The organism is Streptomyces sp. S.PB5 (genome assembly GCF_030403745.1).
Taxonomy (GTDB): domain Bacteria; phylum Actinomycetota; class Actinomycetes; order Streptomycetales; family Streptomycetaceae; genus Streptomyces.
Genome location: NZ_JAQMWP010000026.1, coordinates 39,132 through 62,747, shown reverse-complemented (window position 1 = coordinate 62,747; position 23,616 = coordinate 39,132). Strand labels below are relative to the sequence as shown.

Below are 23,616 nucleotides of genomic sequence, written 5' to 3'. Positions count from 1 at the left end.
CACGGCCGGGCGTCCAGCCTGGAGGCATGACACAGCACGTTCGTGACAAGGAGCCGGAGACCACCGTCGGGGCGTCGGCCGACATCGACGTGCCAGGCCCTCACGTCACCCCTCGCAGAGGCGGGTTGCTGGAACTTCTCGGCCTGACGCTGGCGGCGGGCGCCGGTGTCCTGTTCGTCGTCCGTCCTGAGTTCTACGAGGCAGGGGTGCACGTCTTCGCCACGCGGGTGGCCTCCCTGGTCCACTGAGCCGGCGATCCCAAATCTCCCGGGGCAGGCGTCTGGCCGGCGTACGCCCTGATCTCCGTGATGCCGTTGCGCACACGCTCGCCACGAGGGCTGTGGCACCGTCGACGCGGTGCGCGGCCGACCACGTAGGAAAGGAATCCTGTGAACACCGCATCCGCCCCAGAGGCGACGGGTGCCGAGTCCCTGCGCGCCCGCGAGACGCTCAAGGCGCTGTACGGGTACGTCCGTCCGCACCGGTGGGCCGTCGCGCTCGGTCTGCTGTTGGCGCTGGTAGGGGCCGCCGGCGGGCTGCTGCAGCCGCTGGCCACGAAGACGCTGGTCGACCGGCTCTCGTCCGGTGGCACGATCGGCACCATCCTGCTGGCCATGACCGTCCTGGTCCTGCTGAGCATGGTGGCCGAGGCGTTCGGCGCCTATGTGCTGGAACGGACGGCGGAGTCGGTGGTGCTCGCCGCCCGCCGCAGCCTCATCGGACGGTTGCTGCGACTGCGCCTCGCGGAGGCGGAACGGATGCAGCCGGGCGATCTGATGTCCCGGGTGACCTCCGACACCACGCTGCTGCGGGCGGTCAGCACCCAGGCGGTGGTCTCCGCGGCGACGGGAGCGGTGACGCTGGCCGCGGCGATCGTGGTGATGGCGTTCCTCGATGCCGTCCTGCTCGCCGTCACGCTCGGCGTGGTCGCGGTCGTCGGTGTGGCTGCCGCGCTGGTGCTGCCGAAGATCGGGCAGGCGGCCGAGCGTGCGCAGGCGGCTGTCGGGGAGATGTCCACGGGCCTGGAGCGGGTCTTCGGCGCGTTCCGTACGGTGAAGGCGTCCGGCGCCGAGGGACGGGAGACCGCTCGCGTCGAGGCGGCGGCACGCAGGGCGTGGCGCCACGGCGTGCGCAGCGCGAAGTGGGAGGCCGTGCTGGGTTCGGCGGACAACCTCGCCGTCGAGCTGGCGTTCCTCGCGGTACTCGCCGTCGGCGGGGCGCGGGTGGCGTCGGGGGACATGCCCGTGTCCACGCTCATCGCGTTCCTGCTGTACCTCTTCTTCCTGATGGAGCCGGTGTACAAGCTGGTCGAGGCGGCGTCCCACTACCAGGAGGGCGCGGCCGCGATCGCCCGGATCACGCAGGTGGACGGCCTGGCGACGGAGCAGCAGGACCGGCACCGGTCGGCGCGGCCCGCGGCGACGAAGACGGTGCAGCCACGTCCGGCGTCGGTTCGCTTCGAGGAGGTGTCCTTCCGCTACGGGCCCGGGTTGCCGGACATCCACCAGCGGGTGGACTTCGAGGTTCCGGGCGGCGGGATGACGGCGTTCGTCGGCCCCTCGGGCGCGGGCAAGTCGACGGTCTTCGCGCTCGTCGAGCGGTTCTACGAAGCGACCGGCGGCCGTGTCCTGGTCGACGGCAAGGACGTGACCAAGTGGCCGCTGTCCGAGCTGCGGTCCGTCATCGGGTACGTCGAGCAGGACGCGCCGGTGCTGGCCGGCACGCTGCGGGAGAACCTGGTCTTCGCCGCGCCCGGCGCGAGCGACGACGAAATACGCGAGGTCCTGGCCCGGACCAGGCTCGACGCCCTCGTCGAGCGTCTCCCGCACGGCCTGGACACCCCGGTCGGGCACCGCGGCACGAAACTGTCCGGCGGCGAGCGTCAGCGCGTCGCGATCGCCCGCGCGCTGCTGCGCAGGCCCCGGCTGCTGCTCCTGGACGAGGCGACCTCGCAGCTCGACGCCGTCAACGAGCTGGCACTGCGGGGCGTCATCGCCGAGGCCGCACGCGAGACCACCGTGCTGGTGGTGGCCCACCGCCTGTCGACGGTCACGGACGCCGACCGCATCGTCGTCATGGACGCGGGCACGGTCCGGGCGGTCGGCACCCACGAGGAGCTGGTGGCCGAGGACGAGTTGTACGCGCGGCTCGCGGCGACGCAGCTGCTGACCTCGGCGGGACGCCCCGGCGGGTGAGGCGGGCCTGCGACGCCGAGGACCTCCTACTAGCCGCCCTCCTGCGCATGCAGGAGGGCGGCCTGCATGCGTGACGAGTCCGCGTGCGGCGAGTGCTGGACCAAGAGCAGCTGCGGGAGGATCTTCCCCTGCTCGGGCAGCGGCCGCTCGGCCATCACATCGCGCCCCATGACGGGTGTCTTTTGAACTTGGAGCTCTCGGACGAGTTGGACCACATCGATGTCGCGGCTGTCCGGGGCGTCGTCGTGGACGCGGTCGAGGAGAGCGGTGTCCACGACCGGATGGGTTTCCCCGGCGTTGCCCGGTGCGACGCCGCGAGTCTCCACACCTGCCTGGGTGGCCGTCGTGGTCTCAGCCGCACCGGCGGCCACCGTCTCCCGACGCGCACCAGCCGTTGCCCCGGGCCGCGCCGGGCGTCATGTCCACGCATGTCCCGCAGTCGCCCGGACCTCGCTCATGGACGGCCGGTCGGCGACAGGCGGAGCGGACAGCGGTCGGCCGGGACCACGGCCGAAGCCCGCAAGGGCGATCCCCTTGCGGGCTGGGCAGGCCGTCCGGCCGGGGTGGAACGTACAGGCGTCCCACCCCGGCCGGATCTCACCGGATGTACTTGGCGGGCTTGGTTGCGGTGTTGAGGAGGTACTCCAGGGGGCCGCGGCGGAAGAAGCGGGACCAGATCGTGGCGAACACGATCGCCCCGAGGACGTACATGATCAGCGGAACCCATGACTGCTGGGTGCCGGTCCCGGCAGGCGTGGAGAACACGGACTGTGCGACGAAGTGGCCGACGTAGGCGGTCAGGGACATGGTGCCCACGGCGATGACCGGTTTGGCCAGGCGGCGCAGTCGCGGCAGGCGGTCCATCAGCACGGTCGCGCCCACGATCACGAGGATCGCGACTCCCAGGCTGCCGATGATGTCGAACGTGGTGCCGCTGTGCGGCCCGGCCGCCAGGAGCGACGACGCCGGCATCTGGGGGAACGACCCGCCGTCGAGCGGCATCGACCCGGAGCCGCCGGTCGACGGCATGCTGCCGAAGGACGCCGACCCGGAGCCGCCGGACGACGACCCGCCTTCCGCGAGGCTCCGCAACGCGCCGGGGCCGGCCAGCAGCAGGGACAGGCCGTACGCGGCCGTCGTGAGGGCGGCACCGAAGGCGGCCAGGCGCTTTGGGACAGTGCCGGAGGACAGGTCGAGGCGGCCCAGCGCCATGCCCGCGATCACGAACGACATCCAGGTGAGCGCCGGGTAGAAGCCGGTGAGCAGCAGGTCGAGCACGCCTACCTCGCTGAGGTGGCGGAGCGGGTCGTAGGCGTTGATGCTCTGCTGGACCGACTCGTTCAGCAGCGAGGTCAGGACGTACGCCAACTGTGGTGTGACGATGGCGAACGCAGCCGCGATGATCGCGAGGGTCCTGGCGCGCAGGCGGACCAGGGGCAGGGCGAGCAGGAAGTAGACCCCGTAGAAGCCGAGGATGATCACTCCCCCGTACTCCATCGCCATCACAGTGCCCAGCGCCAGCAGGATCACGGCGCGGATCGCGATACGGGCCTTCGCCTGCCGGCCGGCCAGCCCGGTCTTCGGCTCCTTGCGGCCGGCGAGCAGCATCAGGGAGAACCCGGCGAGGGTGGCGAACAGGACCGACGAGTGACCGTCCGATATGTACCGGATCCAGCTGGCGACGCCGCTCGTCGCGGACAGCGGGGGGCCGATGTGCACGACGTACATGCCGAACACCGCCAGTGCGCGGGCCAGGTCCACCCCGACGAGGCGTCCCATCGAGGGACCGGGCGAGGCCGACGCGGCGGACTCGGGAGAGGTTCGGGGCGGCGGAGGCGAGTTCTCCTGCGGAGCCGTCGTCTCCTGTGGCGGCTGTGTCTGTGTCATACGGCAAATCTCGCGCGGAGCTCGGGGGGCGGCCCATCCGGCAGGCTTCGGTAACACCCCCGCCGACCGGCCGGTACCGCCCCGCCGACCGGCGGAACAGCGCTGCCCACGGTCGGCCGGTGGGCCCGGACGGCCAACCGCCCTATTTGATGACGGCGTTGGCCACCACGACCGTCAGCCCGAGCAACGCGTCAACGGTGCCGATCATCAAGGCGGAGCCCCACGTGCGACCGGCAGCGCGGGCCGCGAGCAGGCCCCAGGCGAACAGCAGCACCACGTTCACGGCGAAGGCCACGTACTCGATGCCCGCCGAGGGCCACCACCCCCAGGCCGCGCCGAGCAGCAGGACCAGTGTCGGCACCGTCGCCACCACCAACGGCCACTCGGACAGCAGCAGCCGCACCGTGGCGCGCACACCGTGATGGGTCCGGTCGCCGCGCAGCGCGATCAGGTGTGCGTAACCGTGCGCCAAGGCCGAGGCGGCGGCCGTGATCAGGAGCCACTGGGCGCTGCTGAACCGGTCGGCGGGCGCCGTCTCACCCTGCTCCGTCAGGGCGGCCACCATGGAGCTGGCCAGTACCGCCCCGTACACGCCCCCGAACAGCACATGGGGCTGCGCCGCACAGCGGCGCAGCGCCCGGACAGGCTGACGAAGGTACGACTCGGGCATGGCTGGGTGATCCTCGAACGGTTCGGACATCGACTGCGGCCGGCAGACCCGGTCGGGCCCACGGGCCGATCCCACCGGACGAGAACCGCCGACACCATCCGCCGGACCTCGTCCACCCGGCCGCCGACGGGCCGGAGCGCTCCCCCCGACCGGCTGGAACCGGCCTGCCGGGTGGCGGGTGTCCACAGCGGCCGCACCGTCGCGCACCTGGCTGGACGTACTGTCGACAGCGAGCGATCACCGTATTGGTCGCCGAGAATCTGGACAGAGCAGACGAGTGCGAGGCGGAACGCCGGTGATCCGGGTAGTGGTGGTGGACGACGAGGCGCTGGTGCGGTCCGGGTTCGAGCTGATCCTGAACGCCTCCGAAGACATCCAGGTCGTGGCGACCGCGGAAGGAGCGCGGGCCACCGACGCCATCCGGCGCGAGCGTCCGGACGTCGTGCTCCTCGACATCCGCATGCCGGACGTGGACGGCCTGACCGTCCTGAGGGAGATCCAGACGCTGCCCGAGCCGCCGACGGTGGCCATGCTGACCACGTTCGACACCGACGAGTACATCCTGACCGCGCTGCGCTCGGGAGCCGCGGGCTTCCTGCTCAAGGACACCGAGCCCGAACAGCTCGCCCAGCTCGTACGCACCCTGGCCGCGGGCGGTGTGGTGATGTCCCCGAAAGCCTCGCGGGCTCTGCTGCGCGGCCATCCTGGGACGGACGCGCCCGAGGTCGCGGAGGACGTGGCGCGCGTGAACCTGCTCACCGACCGCGAACGTGACGTCCTCGTCCTGATCGCGGAAGGACTCTCCAACGCCGACATCGGCACCCGCATCCATCTGAGCGCGGGCACCGTCAAGGACCACGTCAGCTCGATCCTGACCAAGCTGAGGGTCTCCAGCCGCGTCCAGGCGGCGCTCCTCGCGGAGCGGGCCGGACTGCTCAGCGACGACGGCACCGACGCGGCAAGGGGCGCCAGATGATGAGCACGGCTCAGGCACGGTGGCGGCGAGTGCCGCCCTGGGCCGTCGACACCGGCCTCGTCGTGCTCGCCGCGCTCGACGCCTGGATCAATCTCTACGGCGAGGCGACACCCTTTATATGGGCCTGCGCCGCCCTGGGCTGCGCCGGACTGTTCCTGCGCAGGCGCTTTCCCTTGGCCGCCTTCCTGCTGACCCTGCCCATGACCCTGTTCATGGACGTGGCGGTCGCGCCGATCGCCGCGCTGTACACACTGGCCACGCGCACCCGCAACCGCCCGCTGCTGGCCGGCTGCGCCCTGCTGAACGCGGCGGCGGCAACCCTCGCCTGGCCCCTGTCCGACACGTTTTCCGGAGACACGTTTCCCGGCGAGCGCGCCTGGACGCTCATCCAGTTCGTCTACACGCTGGCCACAGCCTTCGCCCCGATCCTGTTCGGCCAGCTCGGACAGGCCAGACACGACGTGGCCCGCCAGCTCGTCGAGGTGGAAGTGGCCCGCGAACACGAACGCGCCCTGTACGCCCAGACCGTCCTCGCCCGCGAACGCGCCCAACTGGCCCGCGAGATGCACGACGTCGTCTCCCACCAGGTCAGCCTCATCGCCGTACAGGCCGGGGCCCTGCAGGTCGCCGCGAAGGACCCCGACGCCCGCGACGCCGCCCGCACCATCCGCACCCTGAGCGTGAACACCCTCGACGAACTCCGCCACATGGTCACCCTGCTGCGCGCCTCAGGCGGCAAGGACACCGAACTCACCCCCCAGCCCACGCTCGCCGACCTCCAGCAGCTGATCGCCAACAGCGGCATCGAGACCGCCCTGACCGGGGAGCTCCCGCCCGGCATCAGCACAACCGCCCAACGCACCGTCTACCGCACGGTCCAAGAAGCCCTCACGAACGTACGCAAGCACGCCCCCGGCGCCCGCGCCGAGGTACGCCTGTGGCACGACGCGCAGCACTTCGGCGTCACCGTCACCAACACCGCCCCCACCCGCCCGTCCGTCGCCCTGCCCAGCGCCCGGCACGGCCTGATCGGCCTGAGAGAACGCGCCGAACTACTGGGCGGCACCCTCACCGCCGAACCCACCCCACAGGGCGGATACAAGATCGAACTACAGGCCCCCACCCGGCCCGCCTGAGCGCAACCCGCCCGACGCGGACCGGCGCCGCTCCGCGGAACGCGACCTGGGCCCCGTACCTTCTATCTGCCCCTCAAGCCGACAGCCGTGCCTTTCAGCGCAGGGCGACGATTGGCACGTCGAACGCCACTACTCCCTAGAACGGAACACACATGAAGCGCAAGTCCGCGGCGCTGGCGGCAGCCGTCCTCACGGTGGCCGGCCCGGGGGCCTCAGTCCCGACGGCCGGCGCGCAGGAGGCCGGGGCGCTGGTCGTCAACAACTGCAACGGGACCATGACGTCCGACAACAACATGGGCTCCTTCTACACGCGGATCCCCGCCTACGTCTCCAAGACGGGCAGCACGACCCACCGCTACTCCCGCTGCAACATGGCAAAAAGGGGCTAACGGCGACCACGTCAAGGCGCTGCAGCGGATCCTTAACAACTGCTATGCCCGTGGTCTCACCGTCGACAGTGCCTTCGGTGCGAACACGAAGGAGGGGCTGGAGTACGCACAGCGGCTCGCCAGTCCTTCCGTCACCGTCGACGGCGTGTGGGGCCCGAATACCCTCCACGGCGTCACCCTGCCGGGATTCGATAGCAACGGCCAGTTCAACGGCCACTGCTACTCGCAGGTGTACTGAGTAGGTTCGAGGACGGGCGCGGTGGCTGACGCTCCGTTTCCAGTCCCCGAAACTATTCAGAGGGCAGCATGAGAGCTGATTCCCGATTCTTCGTTTCGTGGGGACAAGCGGGCAGGTCGTGGCGACATCAGTCGACTACGGCCGAGGCTGGGTGAACAAGCCTGGCTCGGTCTCGGCCAGGATCCCGCGGCCGGCCAGCCGCTTGAGCTTGAGGCGGACGTTGTTGATGTTGTTGGGCGCGACCCCCACGTCCATCGCCTCGCACACCTGCCGTGCACGCAGCGGATGGTCGGCGGCGGTGAACACCGCCATGATCTGCCGGTAGGCCGGATGGTCCGGCAGTTTCGGTGCCAGCGGCGCGGGCGGTTGCGGGTCGGGCAGCGCCAACAGTGTCTTGCTGGTGATCCGGATTTCTTCGGCCGCCCGGCCGAGTTCGTCGAGCTGTGTGGTCAGCTGCGTGATCTGTTCCCGCGTCGTCTCGGCCTGCGCGGTGATCTCGCGTTCCCGCTCCTCCAGCCGTGCCAGCACCGCGCCGAGGGTCAGCTCCCCGCCGGTCATGCGGTGCGCCAGGCGGGCACCTTCGGCGCGGTCAGCCGACGCAGTATCACCGCGGTCATCGCCCAGTACACCCGCGACTGCGAACTGCGGGGCAGATGCTCGTAGTCGCGCACCAGCCTGCGGTGCAGCATCAAGATCCCATACGTGCGTTCCACCACCCACCGCTTGGCTTGAGGAACGAACCCGGTCTGCGCGGGATTGCCCTCCACGACCTCCACCTCGATGCCCACCTTCTCCCCGTGCGCGACGACGGCGTTCTTGAAGCCCTGGCCGACCAAGGCCTTCTGCACGATGCCAGTATCGGCGGCGACGTTGTCCAGCAGCGCGATACCGACGGCGTTCTCGTGCGCCGACGTGGCCGCCACGACTGCCGCGATCACCAGCCCCAGAACGTCAGCGGCCAGGCCGCGCATGCGGTCCGGTGCCCTTTTTGCCGCATCGCGCCCCGTCGACTCAGCGGGCGCTCCGGCCACCGCGTGCACCCTCTGGGTATCGAGCACCACCAGGCTCGGGTCCGCCTTCCGACGCGCCATTTCCCGCACCTGCCAGCGCAGCAGGTTGTGAATGGTCTGATCGATGCCGTCGTCACGCCAGGTGGAGAAGTAGTACGTCACCGGGCCGGGCGGCGGAAAGTCGTGCGGGAGCAGCTCCCACTGGCAACCGGTCCGGCCATGGTGGAGCAGTGCGTTGACGATCTCCCGCATCGTGTACCGGCCCTGATGGCCGCTGATGGCCGCTGACCGAGGGATGCGCGGCCTTCCACGCGGTGATCACCGGCTCGACCAGCGCCCACTGCTCGTCCCTCACGTCGGTCTTGTAGGGCTTGCGCTCGCTCACGGCGACCAGCCCAATATGCCCATGGCCGCCGACCGGCCGGGATGCCGCACCGCCACACATTCAGGTAATGACAAAACGCCTGTGCACTCTCATTCCGCCCTCTGATGGCCGCGCTTCTTCGCGAGATCACCCGAAGGCACCGCCCCGCTCGATGAGCTGTGTCTCCACGCTGCCTCCACGGCGCGACCAGCACGATCAGCGCGGTCGAGACATCGACCATGCCCTCCAGCAGAAACAACGATTCCGCCGCACACAGGCACCCTCAAGCCTGACCTGCTCCACACCGCTGACAACCAGCCGTTGCCATCGAAATGTGCTAACTTTTCTTCACTTACTACGGTCAGATATCTGCCCATTGCCGCCCCATAACTGGGCCACTGTCGTCGGGTTCTCGGTGGAGCTCAGACGGCCGGAACACAGGAATCACGAGGGGACATGCTCTACGGGCGCAGCAGCGAGCTGAACCAGCTGTCCGACCTGGTCCAGCGCGGCATCGCCGGGACAGGTGGTGCACTGCTGGTGCGGGGAGAGGCGGGCATCGGCAAGACAGCCCTGCTTCAGGCCGTCCGAGACACCGCCGTCGCCCAGGGTTGTCGGGTGCTGTCCGCGCTCGGCGTCCAGTCCGAGGCCTCCGTTCCCTTCGCTGGACTGCATCAGCTGCTCAACCCCGTGTTCCCCGATCACGTCGGACTTCTTACCGGTCGTCAGCGGGAGGCGCTGTACGCCGCGTTCGGCATGGCGCACAGCCCCTCACCGGAGATGTTCTCGGTCGGGCTCGCGTCACTGGAACTGATCAGCGGTTTCGCCGAGGAATCCCCCGTCGTCCTCCTGATCGACGACGCTCAGTGGATCGACGGACCGAGCAGCGAAGTCCTGGCGTTCCTTGCGCGCCGACTGGAGGCGGAGCGGGCCGTCATGTTGCTGGCCGTGCGCGATGGCCACGACACCGTCTTCCAGAACGCAGGCCTCCCCGAACTGGCACTGCCCGCCCTCGATGAGGACGCGGCGACGAAACTGCTCACAACCCACGCACCCGGCCTCTCCCCCCTGGTTCGTCAGCGCCTCCTGACCGAAGCGGCGGGCAACCCCCTGGCCCTCGTCGAACTGCCCACGACACTGGACGACGGGGAGGTCCCGCAAACGGTCCTGCCCTGGCTGCCGACCACCCGTCGCCTGGAGCGATCCTTTCTCGTCCGGGCCGCCACGCTGCCCGGACGCACCCGGGCCCTGCTGCTGATCGCCGCGGCCGACGACCAGGGGGATCTCGCGGAAATCCTCCGGGCCTCGACGCTCCTGGAAGGCCAGGACATCGCGGTCGATTCCCTCGAACCCGCCGTCACCGCCGGGCTGGTCGAGCTCAGCGGACATGAGATCCGCTTCCGGCATCCCCTGATCCGTTCCGCCGTCTACCACGCCGCCACCCCGAAACGGCGTCTGGCCGCGCACGCAGCGCTGGCTGCGACCCTGTCCGCACACCAGGAACGCCGGGCCTGGCACCGCGCGGCGGCAGCCTCCGGCCCCGACGACAGCGTTGCCCTCGATCTGGAAGCCGCCGCCGCCAAGGCCCTGCTGCGCGGCGCACCGGGCGCGGCGGCCGAGGCGCTGCGCCAGGCCGCGTTGCTCAGCAGTGCGGACACCCACCGAGGGCGCCTGCTGCTACGGTCCGCCGAGATCAACTTCGATCTCGGCAACGCCGATCTCGCCCGCCGGCAACTGGCCGAGGCGCAGTCCGCCCGACTGGAGACCGTCGAACGGCTCCGCCTCACCCTGTGGGCCGAGGCCCTCAACGAGGAGAGCTGGTTCACCCCGGAACGCGTACGGGTCTTCGCCGACGTCGCCGACCAGCTCGCCGACGCGGAGAAGGACGGCGCCGCCCTCGCCCTGCGCGCCCTGTGGCCGCTCTCCATCGGCTGCTGGTACGGCAATCCGTCCGCGGAAACGCGCGCCATGGTCGTCAAGACCGCGCGACGCCTGCAGCGCAGCGACAACGACCCCATGGTCCTGTCCGTCGCCGCTTGCGCGGACCCGGTGGAGGAAGCCGCTTGGGTCATCGCCGAGACGACCCGGCTGCCGGCCGATGCGGTGAGCGATCCCGTCGAGCAGCATGCTCTGGGCGCCTCACTGACTGCGGTGTGGGCATACGACCTGTCCTGGCCGTACCTGTGCGCGGCCGTTGACGGCCTGCGCCGTCAGGGTCGCATCGGCCTGCTGGGCGAGGCGCTCGCCTCCCAGGCCTGGGCGGCCATCCCGCTGGGCAAGCACCGGTTGGCACGGTCGGCGGCCGACGAGGCACGCAGGCTCTCCCGCGACACCGGCCGGACCCGCTGGGCCTATGTCGCCGATCTGGCGCTGGCCGCACTCGAGAGCGAGCGAGGCGAACCCGACAAGGCGAGCAGCCTCATTCAGGCGACGGAAGCCGAACTGCTGTCGGTGGGAGCCCAGTCCATTCTCGGATTTGCACAGATCGCCCGGGCACGGCACGCGATCGTCAACAACCAGCATCACGAAGCCTTCGAGCAGCTGTCACGTGTACTGGACCCGTCCGATGTCACCTACCACCCGTTCGTGGGCTACATGGGAATGGCCGACCTGATCGAGGCCGCAGCGCACCTCGGCCGCGACGACGAGGCCGCACGGCACCTCGCTCGGCTGGACGCCCTGGCTGAGCGGACGAACGCACCGTATCTGACCGCCATGGCCACCTACGCCCGCCCCCTGGTCGCCTCCGACGACCAGGCGGAGGCCCTCTTCCAGCAAGCACTGGAGTCCCGGCTGCTGTCGAGTTGGCCGTTCCACCGGGCACGGTTGCTGCTGGCCCATGGTCGGTGGCTACGACGCCGACGCCGGGTCGCCGAGGCCCGCCGCCCCCTGCGCAGTGCCCTGGAGAGCTTCGAAGCCCTCGGCATCGCGGCATTCGGCCAGGCGGCGCGTGCGGAGCTGCGTGCCGCCGGCGAGACCGTGGACGGGCCGGCACCCGACGCCCTCGACCGACTCACGCCGCAGGAACTGCAGATCGCGAAGATGGCCGCGACCGGCATGACGAACCGTGAGATCGGGGCCCAGCTCTTCATCTCCCATCGTACGGTCGGCCAGCACCTGCGCCGCATCTTCCCGAAGCTGGGCATCACTTCGCGCGGCCAGCTGCATCTCGCCGACCTCGGCGACGACTGACCCCAACCGCGTCATACGGCGACGGCGGAGGGCATCCTTCGGCGTGTGGGATGGCCACACCCGCACCAGGGTCGGAAGCCGCATGCACCGCACGGTGGCCCGATGCGCAACGACCTGTGCTCTGATACGGCCCCCCTGCCGGGCCCGGCAGGCAATACGACCATGGGCTGCCCTCACGAGTCGGTGTGCCGCAAAGAAAAACAGGGCGGGCGGGCAGGGCGCATTCGATCTGACGATGAGTCACACGTGTGCCCGCATATCGGTGGCTGATGCGCTGATCCCGGCCCACCCACACGAGCCGATCAGCATAGGCACCTGGGACACCGGCCCCTTCAATAATGACACCGCAGCGGACTTCGCCAACAGGCGGTGGCCGCAGCCGCGCTGTTCGGGGCGCAATGCCCGGACGGCGAGCCGATCAGCACCCCTCTGCCGCATCATCGACCAGGAAGAGTCCGGACCGGCTTCGACCTGGGCCGACCCGGCAGACGGGAGGCTGCGTCTCGAGGGCTTGGGGGTGACGCCGTCGTGGGCCTGCTGGCCGGTTGGTCTGTGGTCGGCGCGGGCTTTCAGCATCTGCTGACGGTCGCCCGGCTGCCTGCCGCCGTTGCCGTGCTGCTCGGTGGGCTCACCTACGTCATTGAGCTCGTCGTCGTACGCAACGACGCCGTCGCGATGATCTTCGTGACGCCGTTGTCGGTTCTGCTGGCCACGTCGGCGACCGGAGCGACGGCCGTGGTGACGATCACCGCGGACCGTCTCCTGGAAACCGTTCTGGACTGTCTCCCCACGGTCGCGGCAGGCTGTCTGGTCAATCGCCGCTGGGCGGTACGGCATCGGCGGCTAATGCGGCGGCCGCGCTCGCCCTCGCCAAACTGGCCGACATCCTGAAATGCCGGTGCGCGTCGGACGAGGGCGCCCTCGAGCCACCGTCGGCCGCTCGTGGGGTCAGCCGCAGCGCAGCAGGCTGGCGCCGAAAATGGCCGTGAGCACGCGGTGGACGACGGCGTCGGCCTTGGCCCTGAAGGAGCCGTCGCTCGCCGTACGGGACTTGACCGTCAGGGTCATGTCGCCGCCGGCGGCGAGGAAGTTCACCGCCCGCTGACCCGGGGCGTGCGCGTGGACAGCACCACCTTGAAACCCGCTTGGGAGCGGTGCATCTTGCCGATGACGGGCGAGAACGCCGCCGGACGCCTCGCATCGATCTTGGCCTCTCGCCCCGGCAAGGCACGGCGATCCCGCGCCCGTCCCTCACGCTGCGCCGAACGGATGCCGGCACCTGCTGCAGGAAGCCTGGTCAGCACATACATTGAACACCTGCTGTCATCACATCGCGACTCACCCTCACATACTGTTTCGTGTGAATTGCAGTGGCGCGACACATGACTCAACGATTCCCTTCTGCCAAGCGAGGACTGACTACATGACCGACATCCAGCAGCTGCCCGAGGCTCTCCGCATCTTCATAGATGCCACCAACGCGGGCGACTCCGAGGCGTTCGTGGCGGCCTTCAGCCCGGACGCCCATCTCAACGACTGGGGCCATGAGTTCCACGGGCGCTCCGGGGTGGCCCAGTGGAACCGGAGCGACAACATCGGCGTTCAGGCCCACTTCGACCTGGTCTCTGCCGCGCCGGGCCCGCAGGACGGCACCTACCGGCTGACCTTGAAGGTCTCCGGCAACGGCTACAACGGCACCGGCCCCATGGTCTTCGAACTGCGCGACGGACTGATCGCGAGCCTGCGGATCAGCTGAGCGGGGCCGGTACCGACGCGCTCAGCGGGCCGCCGCGGGCGGCGGCAGCCGCAGGCCCACGAGGTCCGGCGGAACCGGGCTGTCGGGCCGGAAGAGCGCTGAGCCCGGCCCGTCCAGGGCGGTGGCGGGCGCGTCGGTGAGGCGGAACCGGTCCCGCAGCCGCCCGTAGAAGTCGGTGGGGTGCAGCCGAATGAGACGGACCCGCTCCGGCGCCCGGAAGACGCCGATCCAGTCGCCGGGGTCGAGGACTCCGCGCAGCTGACCGTCGACGCTGACCACCGCACGCCCGGAATGAGGCAGCACCCGCAGGGCGACCGGTTCGTCGGGAGCGGCGACGATGCTGCGGTCGAACGTCATGTGGGCGGCGATCGGGGTGAAGACGACGGCGTCCATGTGCGGAGAGAGCACAGGGCCGCCCGCGGCGAAGCTGTAGGCGGTGGAGCCGGTGGGGGTGGCCACGGCCAGGGCGTCGGCCGAGTAGGCGGCCAGCAGCCGCCCGGCGAGGTACACATCGGCGCTCACCTGGTGGTCCCGGGCGAGCTTCTCCAGGACGATGTCGTTGAGTGCGTTGACGTCCAGCCGGACGCCCCAGCCCTGCCCCTCGGTGCTCTCCGGACGCACGTGCGGCGCCGGCAGCGCCGGGCCGTGCCCGTAGCGCATCAGGACCTCCAGCTCGCTCGGCATCTCCAGAGGTCGGGAGGCCCGCATCGTCAGGGTCATACGCTCTTCGACGGCCGCATCGCCCTGGTGGACGGCGTCCAGGGCAGCCGACATCTGCGAGACGGAGACCTCGGTCAGGAAGCCGACCTTGCCGAGGTCGACACCGAGGACGCTGGCGCCGCTCTTCACCGCGATGCGGGCGCCGCGCAGAAAGGTGCCGTCCCCACCGAGGGTGACCACCAGGTCCGGATTGCCGGCCGCCTCCGCCTCCTCCTGTCCGTGCCGGCGTCCGTGCTGCGCACCCCATACGTCGATGTCCGTGCAGCGGATGCCGTGCGACGCGCTCCACTCTCGCACCACACGCGCCGCCGCCTGGGCCTCCTCCCGGCCCTGATGCACGACAAGACCGATACGGTGAACGGACATGAGGCCCTCCCGACACCCGGCATGTGGCCGAGCTCATCGCACGTGAATCAGTGGGTGACTCAGGTGCTCTCAGTAACTAGAGACATGTTGTACACGCACACTGTCTCGCACAAACGGCCACCAGGCTCTGCGGCAGCCACACCGGGAAACCTCCTCCGCTGGACCCCACACTCCGGGGGAAGCCGGTCGGGGCCGTGTTAGTGTCGCCGTGAATTGCGCCCTTGCGGCGCGCAGAGCTTGGTCATCCTCCTCACCGTGCGGAGTTCGTCCGTCACCCGTCGTCCGGAGGAGGTGCGATCGATGCGGTCGTCGTCCGGTTCGTGGTTGCCGTCACCCGGTTCATCGCTCTGGTCACCCGGTTCCCTGTACGGCCGACAGGCGGAGACCGTTCGGCTGCGGGCCCGGGTCGAGGAGCTGTCGCGGCGGGGCGGGGCCGTCCTTGTCCATGGTGAACCAGGAATCGGCAAGACGGCGTTGCTGGAGGACGCCGCGCGGTGCGCGCAGGAGGCCGGCGCCCGGGTTCTGCGCACCCTCGGCGTGGAGTCCGAGACGCTGATTCCCTTCGCCGGACTGCACCAACTCGTCTTCCCGCTGCGCGCCCTGGTCACCGAACTGCCCGAGGAACAGCGCGATGCGCTACAGGCCGCCCTGGGGCTGACGGACACGCCCGTGCCTGATCTGTTCCTGGTCGGCCTCGCCGTCCTCGACCTGCTGACGCGGGCCGCGGCCGACTCCCCTGTGGTGCTGGTCGCCGACGACGTGCACTGGCTGGACGGCGCCAGTTCGGAGATCCTCGCCTTTCTCTCCCGCCGCCTGGACTCCGAGCCTGTTCTGCTCCTCGCAGCCATGCGGGACGGCTATCCGCCCTCGCACCTGACCACAGCAAGCCTGCCCTCCCTCGCCGTCGGCCCGCTCTCGGACACCGCCTCGGCCCAACTGCTGGACGCCCGCGCACCCGAGATGGAACAGGGAGCCAAGCGCCGACTGCTGCGAGAGGCCGCCGGCAACCCGCTCGCCCTGACGGAACTGCCTGTGGACGGCACGGACCTGTCGACGCCGCCGTCGCCCACCGCCACAGACACTCCGATGTCCCGCCGGCTCCAAAACGCCTTCACCGCACGCCTGAGCACCCTGCCCGAGGTCACCCGGCACATCCTGCTCACAGCGGCCTGCGACGACGGCGGCTCGCTGCCCGAGATCCTGCGGGCCGCCTCCCTCAACCGCCAACCTCCGGCCGTCGCCGCGGACCTGGCGCCGGCGACGGCCGCCGGGCTGATGGAGGTGACCGACGACAGCGTGCGCTTCCGGCACCCGTTGATGCGCTCCGCGATCCGCCAGAGCGCCTCCGCCGAACTGCGCAGAGCCACCCATGCCGCCCTGGCCCGCTGCCTGCCCACCGACTCCGACCGCCAGGCCTGGCACGCGGCGGCCGCCGCCGACCGTCCCGACGAGCAGCTCGCCGCCCGCCTCGAAACGGCCGCGGACCGCGCCCACCGGCGCGGCGGCGCCGCCGACTCGGTGCTGACCCTGGAGCAGTCCGCCCGGCTGAGCACCGATCCCGCGCTCCGGGTGGAGCGCCTGCTCAAGGCCGCCGACCAGGCCGTCGACGCCGGCCACCGTCATCTCGTCGCCCGGCTGCTGGAAGCCGCCGCACCCGACGCGGCGAGCCCGCAACAGCGCGCCCGGCTCCAGTGGATCAGGGGCGGGCTGGAGGACGGCATGCGCGACGCCTCCGAAGGCACCGCCGCCCTGACCCGGCTGGCCCGTTCGGTACACGGCCAGGGCGACCCGGAACCGGCGGTCCGCATCCTGTGGAGCTCCGCCCTGCGCTGCTTCTGGTCGGACCCCGACGCCCGGGCCAGGGCAGACATCGTCGCCCTCGCCGACGCGCTGCCCTTCCCGGACGACGACCCGCGCATCCTAGCGATCCTCGCCTACGCCCAACCCGTCCTCACCGGGCGGCGGGTGCACGCCCATCTGCGCACCGCGGCCCGCCGCACCGCCGGCGACGCCCAGGCCGACCGGCTGGTCGGCAGCGCGGCCGTTCTGGCCGGCGACCTGGAACTGGCCCGGGAGTTGTCGCAGTTGTCGGTGCCGGGCCTGCGCACCCAGGGCCGCCTCGGACTGCTCGCCCGGGCCCTGGGCGCCCAGGCCTGGAGCGGGGCGCACCTGGCCGACCTGGGCGCCACCATCCCGGTGGCACAGGAGGCCAGCCGACTCGCCCACGAGACCGGGCAGACCTTCCTGCACGGCCTCAACGTCGCCACCGAGGCCCGCACCGCGGCCCTGCGGGGCCACGCCGAGACCGCCCTGGAACTGGCTGCCGAGGCGGAACGCATCGGACTGCCCGTCGGTGCCCGACCGGTCCTCGCCACCGCCCAGCTCGCCCGCGGGCTGGCCGCGACGGTCCTGGGCCGCTTCGACGAGGCCTGCGCCCATCTGCTCCGGATGCACGACCCCGCGGACCCCGCCCACCAGCCGGCGCTGCGCTGCTATGCCCTCATCGAACTCGCCGACGCCGCCGTGCACTGCGGGGACACCGGGCTGATCCGTCCGGTGGTGGAGGACCTGGAGCAGGCGGGCACCCTCACCCCTTCGCCCGCGCTGCACACCGGGCTGCGTTACGCGCGGGCGGTGCTCGCCGCCGACGAGGACGCCGAACCGCTCTTCCGGCAGGCCCTGGACGCCGGCGAGGGCAGCGCGTTCGACCGGGCCCGGGTGCAGCTGGCGTACGGCCAATGGCTGCGCCGCCAGCGGCGGGTGACCGACTGCCGCACCGAACTGCGAGCCGCCCGCGAAGCCTTCGACACGCTGGGCACCGTGCCATGGAGCGACCGTGCCCGGCAGGAACTTCTGGCCTCCGGCGAACACAGCAGCTGCCGCGCACCGGACGCCCGCGACCGGCTCACTCCGCAGGAGCTGCAGATCGCGCAGATGGCGGCCGAGGGCCTGACCAACCGTGAGATCGGACAGCGGCTCTATCTCTCGCACCGCACGGTCAGCACCCATCTGCACCGCGTCTTCCCCAAGCTCGGGATCACCTCCCGGTCCGGACTGGCCTCGTTCTTCCCGCACTCCGGCCGCGGGTGAGAGCGGCCGGGTACGTCACGTACGTCGTCACATGACGCATGCCGCCGTCGGCGGTGCCGCCCTAGCGTGGCCCCATGTCCGGCAACGGCTCCGATCTCCTGCGTGGTTCCGGCCACGGCACAGCCGCCCGCCAGCCCGTACGACGCGCGCCCTCGGGCACCGGCGGCGGCCGGAAGGCCGCGCCGGAGCTCGTCGGCCGCGACCGGCAGGTCGCTGACGCCACCGCGCTTCTCGACCGGCTCCGCGCCGGCCGGGGCGGTGCGCTGGTGGTGAGCGGCACGCCCGGGACCGGCAAGAGCGCCCTGCTGGAACACCTCTGTGGCCTGCTCGACACCGAGGTCCGCGTGCTGGCCGTCCCGGGCGACGACGACGGCACCGCCTATGCGTGGCTGCACCAGCTGTTGCGGCCCGTACGCACGTTCAGGCACCGGCTGCCCCCGGCGCAGCAGACGCTCCTCGCCCGCGCCGCGGACCCCTCCGAAGCCGCCGGTCTCGATCCGTTCCCCCTGGCGCTCGCGGCGCTGAACCTGCTGGCGGAGGCGGCCGCGCGACGTCCGCTGGTGATGGTCGTGGACGACCTGGACCGACTGGACCACGCCGGCTTCACCGCACTGGGGTTCGTGGCCAGGCGTCTCGCCTCCGAACCCGTGGTGCTGCTCGGCGCGATGGCCGAGAGCAGCCGGCACCGGGGGGAAGCCCTCGGTCTGCCCGTCCTCACCCTGGACCGGCTCGACGGCCCGGACGCCACGCGCCTGGTGGACCTGCGAGCCCCGGGTCTGCCGTCCGGACTGCGCGAACATGTCCTCACCGAGGCCGAAGGCAACCCGCGCGCGCTGGACAGGCTGGCCCGCGAGGCACAGCGCGCCATCCTGCGCCGCGGCCTGCACAGCACTTGGCCGTACTCCGCCGGGCCCGAACCGGCGACCGGATTCCCGCGCGAACCAAAGAGCCGATCATCTAACCCGGCGGGCGCCCGTCTCCCCCACCCCCAGGCAGGGGCGGGGACGGTCCCCGCCGGGGCGTCCGGGGATGACGACGCCGCCGCGCTGGTCGCCCTCGCACGCCGGATGGCGGACGCCGGTGAGAACGACCTCGCTCTGCGGGTGCTGTCCTCGGCAGCGGTACGTGTCTTCTGGATCGAAGGCTCACCGGACGCCGGTCAGCGCATCGCAGCGCTCTGCACGGCGCTGTCCGGCGTACACGAACCGCGACTCCTCGCGGTGCTCGCCGCGACCTCGCCGGTCAACCATGGCGCCCTGGTCGCCGACAGGCTGCGGCACTGGGCCGACCATCCGGGCGGCGACAGGGACTGCGATCTGCTGCTGGCCTCGGCGGCCCTGATGAGCGGTGCCCCCGAACTGGCCGCCAGCTTCTCGGCGACCGCGGTGCCCACGCTGCGCCTGAAGGGCAACCCCGGGCCGCTGGCCAGGGCGCTCACCCTCCAGGCCATGAGCGCCGCCCTGCGATGTGACCTGCCCACCGCGGCCATGACCGCAGCGGAGGCCGTCCGGCTTTCCCAGGAGACAGGACAGCCCCTGCTGTACGCCTCGGCCCGCGCGGCACAGGCGCTCGCAGCCGCTCTCGGCGGACGGGCCGAGAGGACACGGACCGCGATCGGCGAACCGGAGGAGGAAGCAACGGCTGCCGCTGTCGGCGGCTCGGCCGCGGAGGCACAGGCGCGGGCCGAGGAAACCGCCGACCTCGCCGCCGCGCTGGGCGCCCGCCCCGCGCTGGCCGCGGCCACCGCGGCGCTCGCACACCTTGCCGCGGCCCGGCACGACACCGCAGCGGCCCTCGGGCACCTGCTGCGGCTGCACGGCCCGGCGTCCGCTGCCTTCCATCCCGTGCTGTCCCCATACTGGCTGATCGACCTGGCCGATGCCGCGCTGCTCGCCCACCGCGGCGACGAGGCCCTCTCAGTCATGGACCGGATGGCGCGAGACGCCGCCGTGACACCGTCGAGGGCGCTGCACATCGGAGTGCGGTTCGCGCGGGCCGTCCTGGCCGACGACGCGGACGCCGAGCCTCTCTTCGCGGACGCGCTGGCCGCGGACCTGACCCGTCTGCCGTTCGCCAGGGCCCGTACCCAACTCGCCCACGGGGAGTGGTTGCGCCGTCGGCGCCGCGACGCACAAGCGCGCACTCCGCTCCGGGCGGCCCGGGACGCCTTCGACGCGCTCGGCGCTCGCAGCCTCGCCGACCGGGCCCGCGGTGAACTGCGCGCCTCGGGCGAGGCAAGCGCAGAACATACCCCGAACGTACGGGAGTTACTCAATCCGCAGGAGCTGCAGATCGCACTCATGGTGGCGGAGGGGCTGACGAACCGGGAGATCGGTGAGCGGCTGTATCTCTCGCACCGCACGGTCAGCGGTCATCTGCACCGGATCTTTCCGCGGCTCGGGGTCGCCTCGCGCGCCGCGCTGGGCCGGCTGCTCCGCGCCTCCGAAGTCACAGGGTGACCGAGACAGTCGAGTGTGCGCAGGTATGGACCAGATACTCGCCCCTAGCGGCCGCGACATGAGGGAGACAGGGTGACTGCCGCATCTGCGGTTCGGGGGGTGCCGCCATGTATCCCGTAGATGTGAGCGTGTCGGCGGCCCGGGCATAGCTCGACGTCATGACCCTCGTTGCCGCACATGTGCCGGGCGGCCGTCACGAGGCGGTGGGGCCGTCCGCGGCCCTGTTCGCCGTCGGGGCCCCGATCGCCGGTGTCAAAGGGGTGGCCGATGTCTCCACGGACGTGGATGCCGCCCGGGCCGCTCGCCGCGCCGCGTCGGAGTTCGACGTGCCGTGGAGCATCCAGGTCCGGGCCGAACCGGATGCCGAAGTCGTCGCGCTCGCCGAGGAACTGGGACGGGGCACCAGGTCGTCTCACGCGTTCATGGTGCGCGAGTCGGCGGCAGGCACGGCCGTCCCGCTGCCCGCCGGGCTGGACCTCCCCCAGGCCGTCGGCTACCTGACTCGGGTGGGCGGCGTCGCCGTGGGGACGGCGCTGGTCCTTCGGCCAGGCCCCTTCGCCGACGACTGCAACGTGTCGACCCACCCCGCCCACCGGCGGCACGGCGCTGACCTCGCTGGCTCTGGCGCGGACGGCGACCGACGGAACGAAGACGGTCCTCCGCACCCCTCGCAGTCCGGACTGCGGGTGTACCAGTCGTTGGGATTCCGAACAGTCGAACGCTGGACGCACTTCACGCCCTAACCGCACGAGCTCAGGGATACCCGCGCAGAAGGTGCGCCTGCGCCTCCCCCATCACCTTGCCCGCTGCCGCTGCGATCAGGTCCTGTCGCATGACGCATCGCGGGCGGGCGGCTTGGCTCCCGGCGGCCGATCTCGCCGGGAGCCGGTGGCATGGCGTCGCGAGGGGAGGCGACACCGTGGCGCGTGGGTGAGCCGTCAGCGTTCGCTGTCGAGGGTGGCCATCATCGGGGCGGCGTAGCGTTCGCCGGCCGCGGCTCCGGCGGGGACGGCCGCCTCGATCTCGGCCAGGGTCTTCTCGTCGAGCCGGAGGTCGTCGGCGCCCAGGGACTCTGTCAGGCGCTCGCGGCGGCGGGCGCCGACCAGGGGGACGATGTCCTGGCCCTGGGCGGCCACCCAGGCGATGGCCACCTGGCTGGTGGTCGCGCCCAGCCGCTGCGCGACGCGGCCGAGCGCCTCGACCAGGCGCAGGTTGGCCTGGAGGTTCTCCCCCTGGAAGCGCGGTGAGTGGGCGCGGAAGTCGCTGCCGCCCAGTTCGCGGGCGGGCGACCAGTGACCGCTGAGCAGTCCGCGGGAGAGGACCCCGTACGCCGTCAGGCCGATGCCCAGCTCACGCAGGACGGGGATGATCGCCTTCTCCGGGCCGCGGGAGAGCAGCGAGTACTCGATCTGCAGGTCGCTGATCGGGGCCACCGCGGCGGCCCGCCGGATGGTGTCGGCGCCGAGTTCGGACAGTCCGATGTGGCGGATGTAGCCGGCCTGCCGCATCTCCTCCAGCGCGCCGACGGTCTCCTCCACCGGGACGTGCGGGTTGAGGCGTGCGGGCCGGTAGATGTCGATGTGGTCGGTGCCCAGGCGGCGCAGTGAGTAGGCAAGCCGGTCCTTCACAGCTTCCGGGGAGACGTCGTAGGGCACCGGCTGGAAAGCGCCGTCGGGGGTGCGGCGCGAGCCGAACTTGACGCTCAGGACCACGTCCTCGCGGCGGCGTTCGCGCAGGGCGCGGGCGATGAGCATCTCGTTGGCGCCGGAGCCGTAGAAGTCGCCGGTGTCGATGAGGTCGAGGCCGGCGTCGATCGCAGCGTGCAGGGTGGCGATGCTCTCGGCGTCGTCGGCGGGACCGTACAGGTCGGACATTCCCATGGCGCCCAGTCCGATGGTGGACACCTCGGGGCCGGAACTACCCAGTTTGCGGCGGCTGACGGACATGGCAGTGCTCCTCTGCGGTGCGTGTGCGGGGTGGTGCGGGGAAGGGGCGGGCAGCTTGCGGGGTGCGGGGGCGGCCGCGGTCACAGCCGGCCGAGCAGGGCGGTGACGCCCATGCGCCGGGCCAGGCGCAGGCGCAGCTCCTCCGCGGCACCGTTGACGATCTCGGCGCCGTAGTCGGAGCCGTCGGCGACGGCGCGGCGGGGGCGCTGCCCGGCCGGCAGGCCGACGATGCGGACGATCTCGTCGGCGACGATCTGCGGGTCGGCGCTGACTCCGTCGACCATGAGGCGTTCGGTGTCCTCGCCCATGGTGGCAAGGAACGGGGCGATCTTGTCGTAGGCGGCGGTGCGCTCGGTGTCGGCGGGGAAGGCGGCGTTCGCGAAGTGCGCGGTGCCGTGGGTGAAGACGCCGGGCATCAGGACGGTGGTCTCGATGCCATAGGCGGCCACCTCCCAGGCAGTGGAGTCGGCGAAGGCGTCGAAGGCGGCCTTGGCCGCTGTGTAGGGAGCGAGGAACGGCGGGATGGCGCGGGTGGTGCCCGAACCGACCCACAGCAGCAGGCCTGACTCCTGGCTGCGCATCACCGGCAAAACTGCGCGGTTGACACGCAAAGCGCCCACCGCGTTGACATCGAAGGCACGGATGACCTCCTCGGGGCTGAAGGCCTCGGTGACGCCGACCAGGAGGTGAGCGGCGTTGTGCACGACGACATCCAGACCACCGGCCCGGCCGACGACCTCTTCGACAGCGGCGACCGCCGAATCCTCGGACAACACATCCAGTTCCACAACCGACAGCTCACCGTCGGCCCCCTTGGCCCTGTCCAGCAAATGCTGGGCCTTCTCCGCATTACGGCCCTGCAGATCACGCATCGAAGCGAAAACGCGGTGCCCCGCCTCGGCCAACGAAATAGAGGCGAGAGCCCCCATCCCCGTACCCGCACCCGTCACCAGCACAGTATTCGGGATCTCGGTGCTCATCAACTGACTCCTTGCGTTTCTGGACAAATAACCGATCCTGTCGGCCACACAGGTGGCGCGCCTGACCGCCAGCGCCGACGGCGTTGTCATCGGCGGTCCTCGCCGCCGTCGGCCCCGGCTGACACTTGATGTTGCCGTCACGAGCCGCAAGGTGACATCACACATGTAAGCGATACGAGTCCGGGCGACGCCGCACGTACGGCGCGGGCCGTTCGAGCGGCACGCCGTTCGAAGCGTTAGTG

At 71.1% G+C, this 23,616-nt stretch carries 21 protein-coding genes and 1 pseudogene; 12 read left to right on the top strand and 10 right to left on the bottom strand.

The features are described from left to right. Positions 1-26 precede the first annotated feature (26 nt). Together PH203_RS43240 and PH203_RS43235 are read left to right on the top strand one after the other, a co-directional pair. Entirely contained in the window at positions 27-248 is a 222-nt protein-coding gene (locus PH203_RS43240) for a hypothetical protein (protein WP_289927668.1), read from the top strand. 141 nt (positions 249-389) lie between these two features. Next, complete coding sequence (locus PH203_RS43235) at positions 390-2,195, top strand: ABC transporter ATP-binding protein (RefSeq protein ID WP_289927665.1); 1,806 nt, start codon at positions 390-392, stop codon at positions 2,193-2,195. A gap of 29 nt (positions 2,196-2,224) precedes the next feature. On the opposite strand, the gene PH203_RS43230 is transcribed toward PH203_RS43235, so the two are convergent. The 3 genes from PH203_RS43230 to PH203_RS43220 form a co-directional block, all read right to left on the bottom strand. Further along, positions 2,225-2,521, bottom strand: a complete 297-nt coding sequence (locus PH203_RS43230; RefSeq protein ID WP_289927663.1) for a hypothetical protein — start codon at positions 2,519-2,521, stop codon at positions 2,225-2,227. 271 nt (positions 2,522-2,792) lie between these two features. Further along, positions 2,793-4,082 (bottom strand): DUF418 domain-containing protein, encoded by a 1,290-nt coding sequence (locus PH203_RS43225; protein ID WP_289927661.1) that lies wholly within the window; start codon positions 4,080-4,082, stop codon positions 2,793-2,795. 142 nt (positions 4,083-4,224) lie between these two features. After that, complete coding sequence (locus tag PH203_RS43220) at positions 4,225-4,752, bottom strand: hypothetical protein (RefSeq protein ID WP_289927658.1); 528 nt, start codon at positions 4,750-4,752, stop codon at positions 4,225-4,227. A gap of 307 nt (positions 4,753-5,059) precedes the next feature. On the opposite strand from PH203_RS43220, the gene PH203_RS43215 reads away from it, so the two are divergent. From PH203_RS43215 to PH203_RS49860, 4 genes and pseudogenes are all read left to right on the top strand, one after another. Beyond that, complete coding sequence (locus PH203_RS43215; RefSeq protein WP_289927771.1) at positions 5,060-5,728, top strand: response regulator transcription factor; 669 nt, start codon at positions 5,060-5,062, stop codon at positions 5,726-5,728. After that, positions 5,728-6,864 carry a histidine kinase gene (locus PH203_RS43210; protein WP_289927770.1) on the top strand — a complete coding sequence of 379 codons (1,137 nt, stop codon included), beginning with the start codon at positions 5,728-5,730 and terminating at the stop codon, positions 6,862-6,864. The genes PH203_RS43215 and PH203_RS43210 overlap by 1 nt, the downstream gene beginning before the upstream one ends. 152 nt (positions 6,865-7,016) lie before the next feature. Further along, positions 7,017-7,253 (top strand): hypothetical protein, encoded by a 237-nt coding sequence (locus tag PH203_RS43205; RefSeq protein WP_289927657.1) that lies wholly within the window; start codon positions 7,017-7,019, stop codon positions 7,251-7,253. A gap of 10 nt (positions 7,254-7,263) precedes the next feature. Continuing rightward, positions 7,264-7,491, top strand: a pseudogene (locus PH203_RS49860) (peptidoglycan-binding domain-containing protein); the annotation flags it as partial. 135 nt (positions 7,492-7,626) lie between these two features. On the opposite strand, the gene PH203_RS43200 reads toward PH203_RS49860, so the two are convergent. Both PH203_RS43200 and PH203_RS43195 read right to left on the bottom strand, forming a co-directional pair. Next, positions 7,627-8,049, bottom strand: a complete 423-nt coding sequence (locus PH203_RS43200; protein ID WP_289927655.1) for a hypothetical protein — start codon at positions 8,047-8,049, stop codon at positions 7,627-7,629. After that, positions 8,046-8,753: a transposase gene (locus PH203_RS43195; protein WP_289927654.1), complete on the bottom strand. Its 708-nt coding sequence runs from the start codon at positions 8,751-8,753 to the stop codon at positions 8,046-8,048. The genes PH203_RS43200 and PH203_RS43195 overlap by 4 nt, the downstream gene beginning before the upstream one ends. Positions 8,754-9,321: 568 nt before the next feature. Between PH203_RS43195 and PH203_RS43190 the strand changes: the two genes are divergently transcribed. Next, positions 9,322-12,057, top strand: a complete 2,736-nt coding sequence (locus PH203_RS43190) for a helix-turn-helix transcriptional regulator (RefSeq protein WP_289927653.1) — start codon at positions 9,322-9,324, stop codon at positions 12,055-12,057. A 528-nt stretch (positions 12,058-12,585) separates the two neighbouring features. Further along, positions 12,586-12,948 (top strand): hypothetical protein, encoded by a 363-nt coding sequence (locus tag PH203_RS43185; protein ID WP_289927652.1) that lies wholly within the window; start codon positions 12,586-12,588, stop codon positions 12,946-12,948. A 57-nt stretch (positions 12,949-13,005) separates the two neighbouring features. On the opposite strand, the gene PH203_RS43180 is transcribed toward PH203_RS43185, so the two are convergent. Next, the gene (locus tag PH203_RS43180) at positions 13,006-13,152 is read right to left on the bottom strand and encodes a hypothetical protein (RefSeq protein ID WP_289927651.1); all 147 of its coding nucleotides are present in this window, start codon (positions 13,150-13,152) and stop codon (positions 13,006-13,008) included. Further along, positions 13,149-13,367 (bottom strand): hypothetical protein, encoded by a 219-nt coding sequence (locus tag PH203_RS43175; RefSeq protein WP_289927650.1) that lies wholly within the window; start codon positions 13,365-13,367, stop codon positions 13,149-13,151. The genes PH203_RS43180 and PH203_RS43175 overlap by 4 nt, the downstream gene beginning before the upstream one ends. Before the next feature lie 113 nt (positions 13,368-13,480). Here PH203_RS43175 and PH203_RS43170 point away from each other — a divergent pair, with 113 nt between their 5' ends. After that, positions 13,481-13,813 (top strand): nuclear transport factor 2 family protein, encoded by a 333-nt coding sequence (locus tag PH203_RS43170; protein ID WP_289927649.1) that lies wholly within the window; start codon positions 13,481-13,483, stop codon positions 13,811-13,813. 21 nt (positions 13,814-13,834) lie between these two features. Here the strand turns inward: PH203_RS43170 and PH203_RS43165 are convergent, their stop codons facing one another. Then, on the bottom strand, positions 13,835-14,899 hold the full coding sequence (locus PH203_RS43165) for an NAD(+)/NADH kinase (protein WP_289927648.1): 1,065 nt from the start codon (positions 14,897-14,899) through the stop codon (positions 13,835-13,837). A gap of 300 nt (positions 14,900-15,199) precedes the next feature. On the opposite strand from PH203_RS43165, the gene PH203_RS43160 reads away from it, so the two are divergent. The 3 genes from PH203_RS43160 (at position 15,200) to PH203_RS43150 (ending at position 21,191) form a co-directional block, all read left to right on the top strand. Next, complete coding sequence (locus PH203_RS43160) at positions 15,200-17,989, top strand: LuxR family transcriptional regulator (RefSeq protein WP_289927645.1); 2,790 nt, start codon at positions 15,200-15,202, stop codon at positions 17,987-17,989. A gap of 74 nt (positions 17,990-18,063) precedes the next feature. After that, the gene (locus PH203_RS43155; protein ID WP_289927644.1) at positions 18,064-20,448 is read left to right on the top strand and encodes a LuxR family transcriptional regulator; all 2,385 of its coding nucleotides are present in this window, start codon (positions 18,064-18,066) and stop codon (positions 20,446-20,448) included. Between the two features lie 158 nt (positions 20,449-20,606). Then, positions 20,607-21,191, top strand: coding sequence for a hypothetical protein (locus PH203_RS43150; protein WP_289927642.1), 585 nt, complete (start codon positions 20,607-20,609; stop codon positions 21,189-21,191). Positions 21,192-21,386: 195 nt separating this feature from the next. Here the strand turns inward: PH203_RS43150 and PH203_RS43145 are convergent, their stop codons facing one another. After that, on the bottom strand, positions 21,387-22,394 hold the full coding sequence (locus tag PH203_RS43145) for an aldo/keto reductase (protein WP_289927639.1): 1,008 nt from the start codon (positions 22,392-22,394) through the stop codon (positions 21,387-21,389). Positions 22,395-22,474: 80 nt separating this feature from the next. After that, positions 22,475-23,374: an SDR family NAD(P)-dependent oxidoreductase gene (locus PH203_RS43140; protein ID WP_289927637.1), complete on the bottom strand. Its 900-nt coding sequence runs from the start codon at positions 23,372-23,374 to the stop codon at positions 22,475-22,477. Positions 23,375-23,616 lie beyond the last annotated feature (242 nt).

What these genes read in the sequence shown, in the direction of transcription:
- PH203_RS43190 (WP_289927653.1), top strand. Translation starts at nt 9,322, where the DNA reads ATGCTCTACGGGCGCAGCAGCGAGCTGAACCAGCTGTCCGACCTGGTC.
- PH203_RS43150 (WP_289927642.1), top strand. Translation starts at nt 20,607, where the DNA reads ATGACCCTCGTTGCCGCACATGTGCCGGGCGGCCGTCACGAGGCGGTG.
- PH203_RS43195 (WP_289927654.1), bottom strand. Translation starts at nt 8,753, where the DNA reads ATGCGGGAGATCGTCAACGCACTGCTCCACCATGGCCGGACCGGTTGC.
- PH203_RS43175 (WP_289927650.1), bottom strand. Translation starts at nt 13,367, where the DNA reads ATGTATGTGCTGACCAGGCTTCCTGCAGCAGGTGCCGGCATCCGTTCG.
- PH203_RS43200 (WP_289927655.1), bottom strand. Translation starts at nt 8,049, where the DNA reads ATGACCGGCGGGGAGCTGACCCTCGGCGCGGTGCTGGCACGGCTGGAG.
- PH203_RS43240 (WP_289927668.1), top strand. Translation starts at nt 27, where the DNA reads ATGACACAGCACGTTCGTGACAAGGAGCCGGAGACCACCGTCGGGGCG.
- PH203_RS43155 (WP_289927644.1), top strand. Translation starts at nt 18,064, where the DNA reads ATGTCCGGCAACGGCTCCGATCTCCTGCGTGGTTCCGGCCACGGCACA.
- PH203_RS43145 (WP_289927639.1), bottom strand. Translation starts at nt 22,394, where the DNA reads ATGTCCGTCAGCCGCCGCAAACTGGGTAGTTCCGGCCCCGAGGTGTCC.
- PH203_RS43210 (WP_289927770.1), top strand. Translation starts at nt 5,728, where the DNA reads ATGAGCACGGCTCAGGCACGGTGGCGGCGAGTGCCGCCCTGGGCCGTC.
- PH203_RS43160 (WP_289927645.1), top strand. Translation starts at nt 15,200, where the DNA reads ATGCGGTCGTCGTCCGGTTCGTGGTTGCCGTCACCCGGTTCATCGCTC.
- PH203_RS43170 (WP_289927649.1), top strand. Translation starts at nt 13,481, where the DNA reads ATGACCGACATCCAGCAGCTGCCCGAGGCTCTCCGCATCTTCATAGAT.
- PH203_RS43225 (WP_289927661.1), bottom strand. Translation starts at nt 4,082, where the DNA reads ATGACACAGACACAGCCGCCACAGGAGACGACGGCTCCGCAGGAGAAC.
- PH203_RS43205 (WP_289927657.1), top strand. Translation starts at nt 7,017, where the DNA reads ATGAAGCGCAAGTCCGCGGCGCTGGCGGCAGCCGTCCTCACGGTGGCC.
- PH203_RS43165 (WP_289927648.1), bottom strand. Translation starts at nt 14,899, where the DNA reads ATGTCCGTTCACCGTATCGGTCTTGTCGTGCATCAGGGCCGGGAGGAG.
- PH203_RS43140 (WP_289927637.1), bottom strand. Translation starts at nt 23,374, where the DNA reads ATGAGCACCGAGATCCCGAATACTGTGCTGGTGACGGGTGCGGGTACG.
- PH203_RS43220 (WP_289927658.1), bottom strand. Translation starts at nt 4,752, where the DNA reads ATGCCCGAGTCGTACCTTCGTCAGCCTGTCCGGGCGCTGCGCCGCTGT.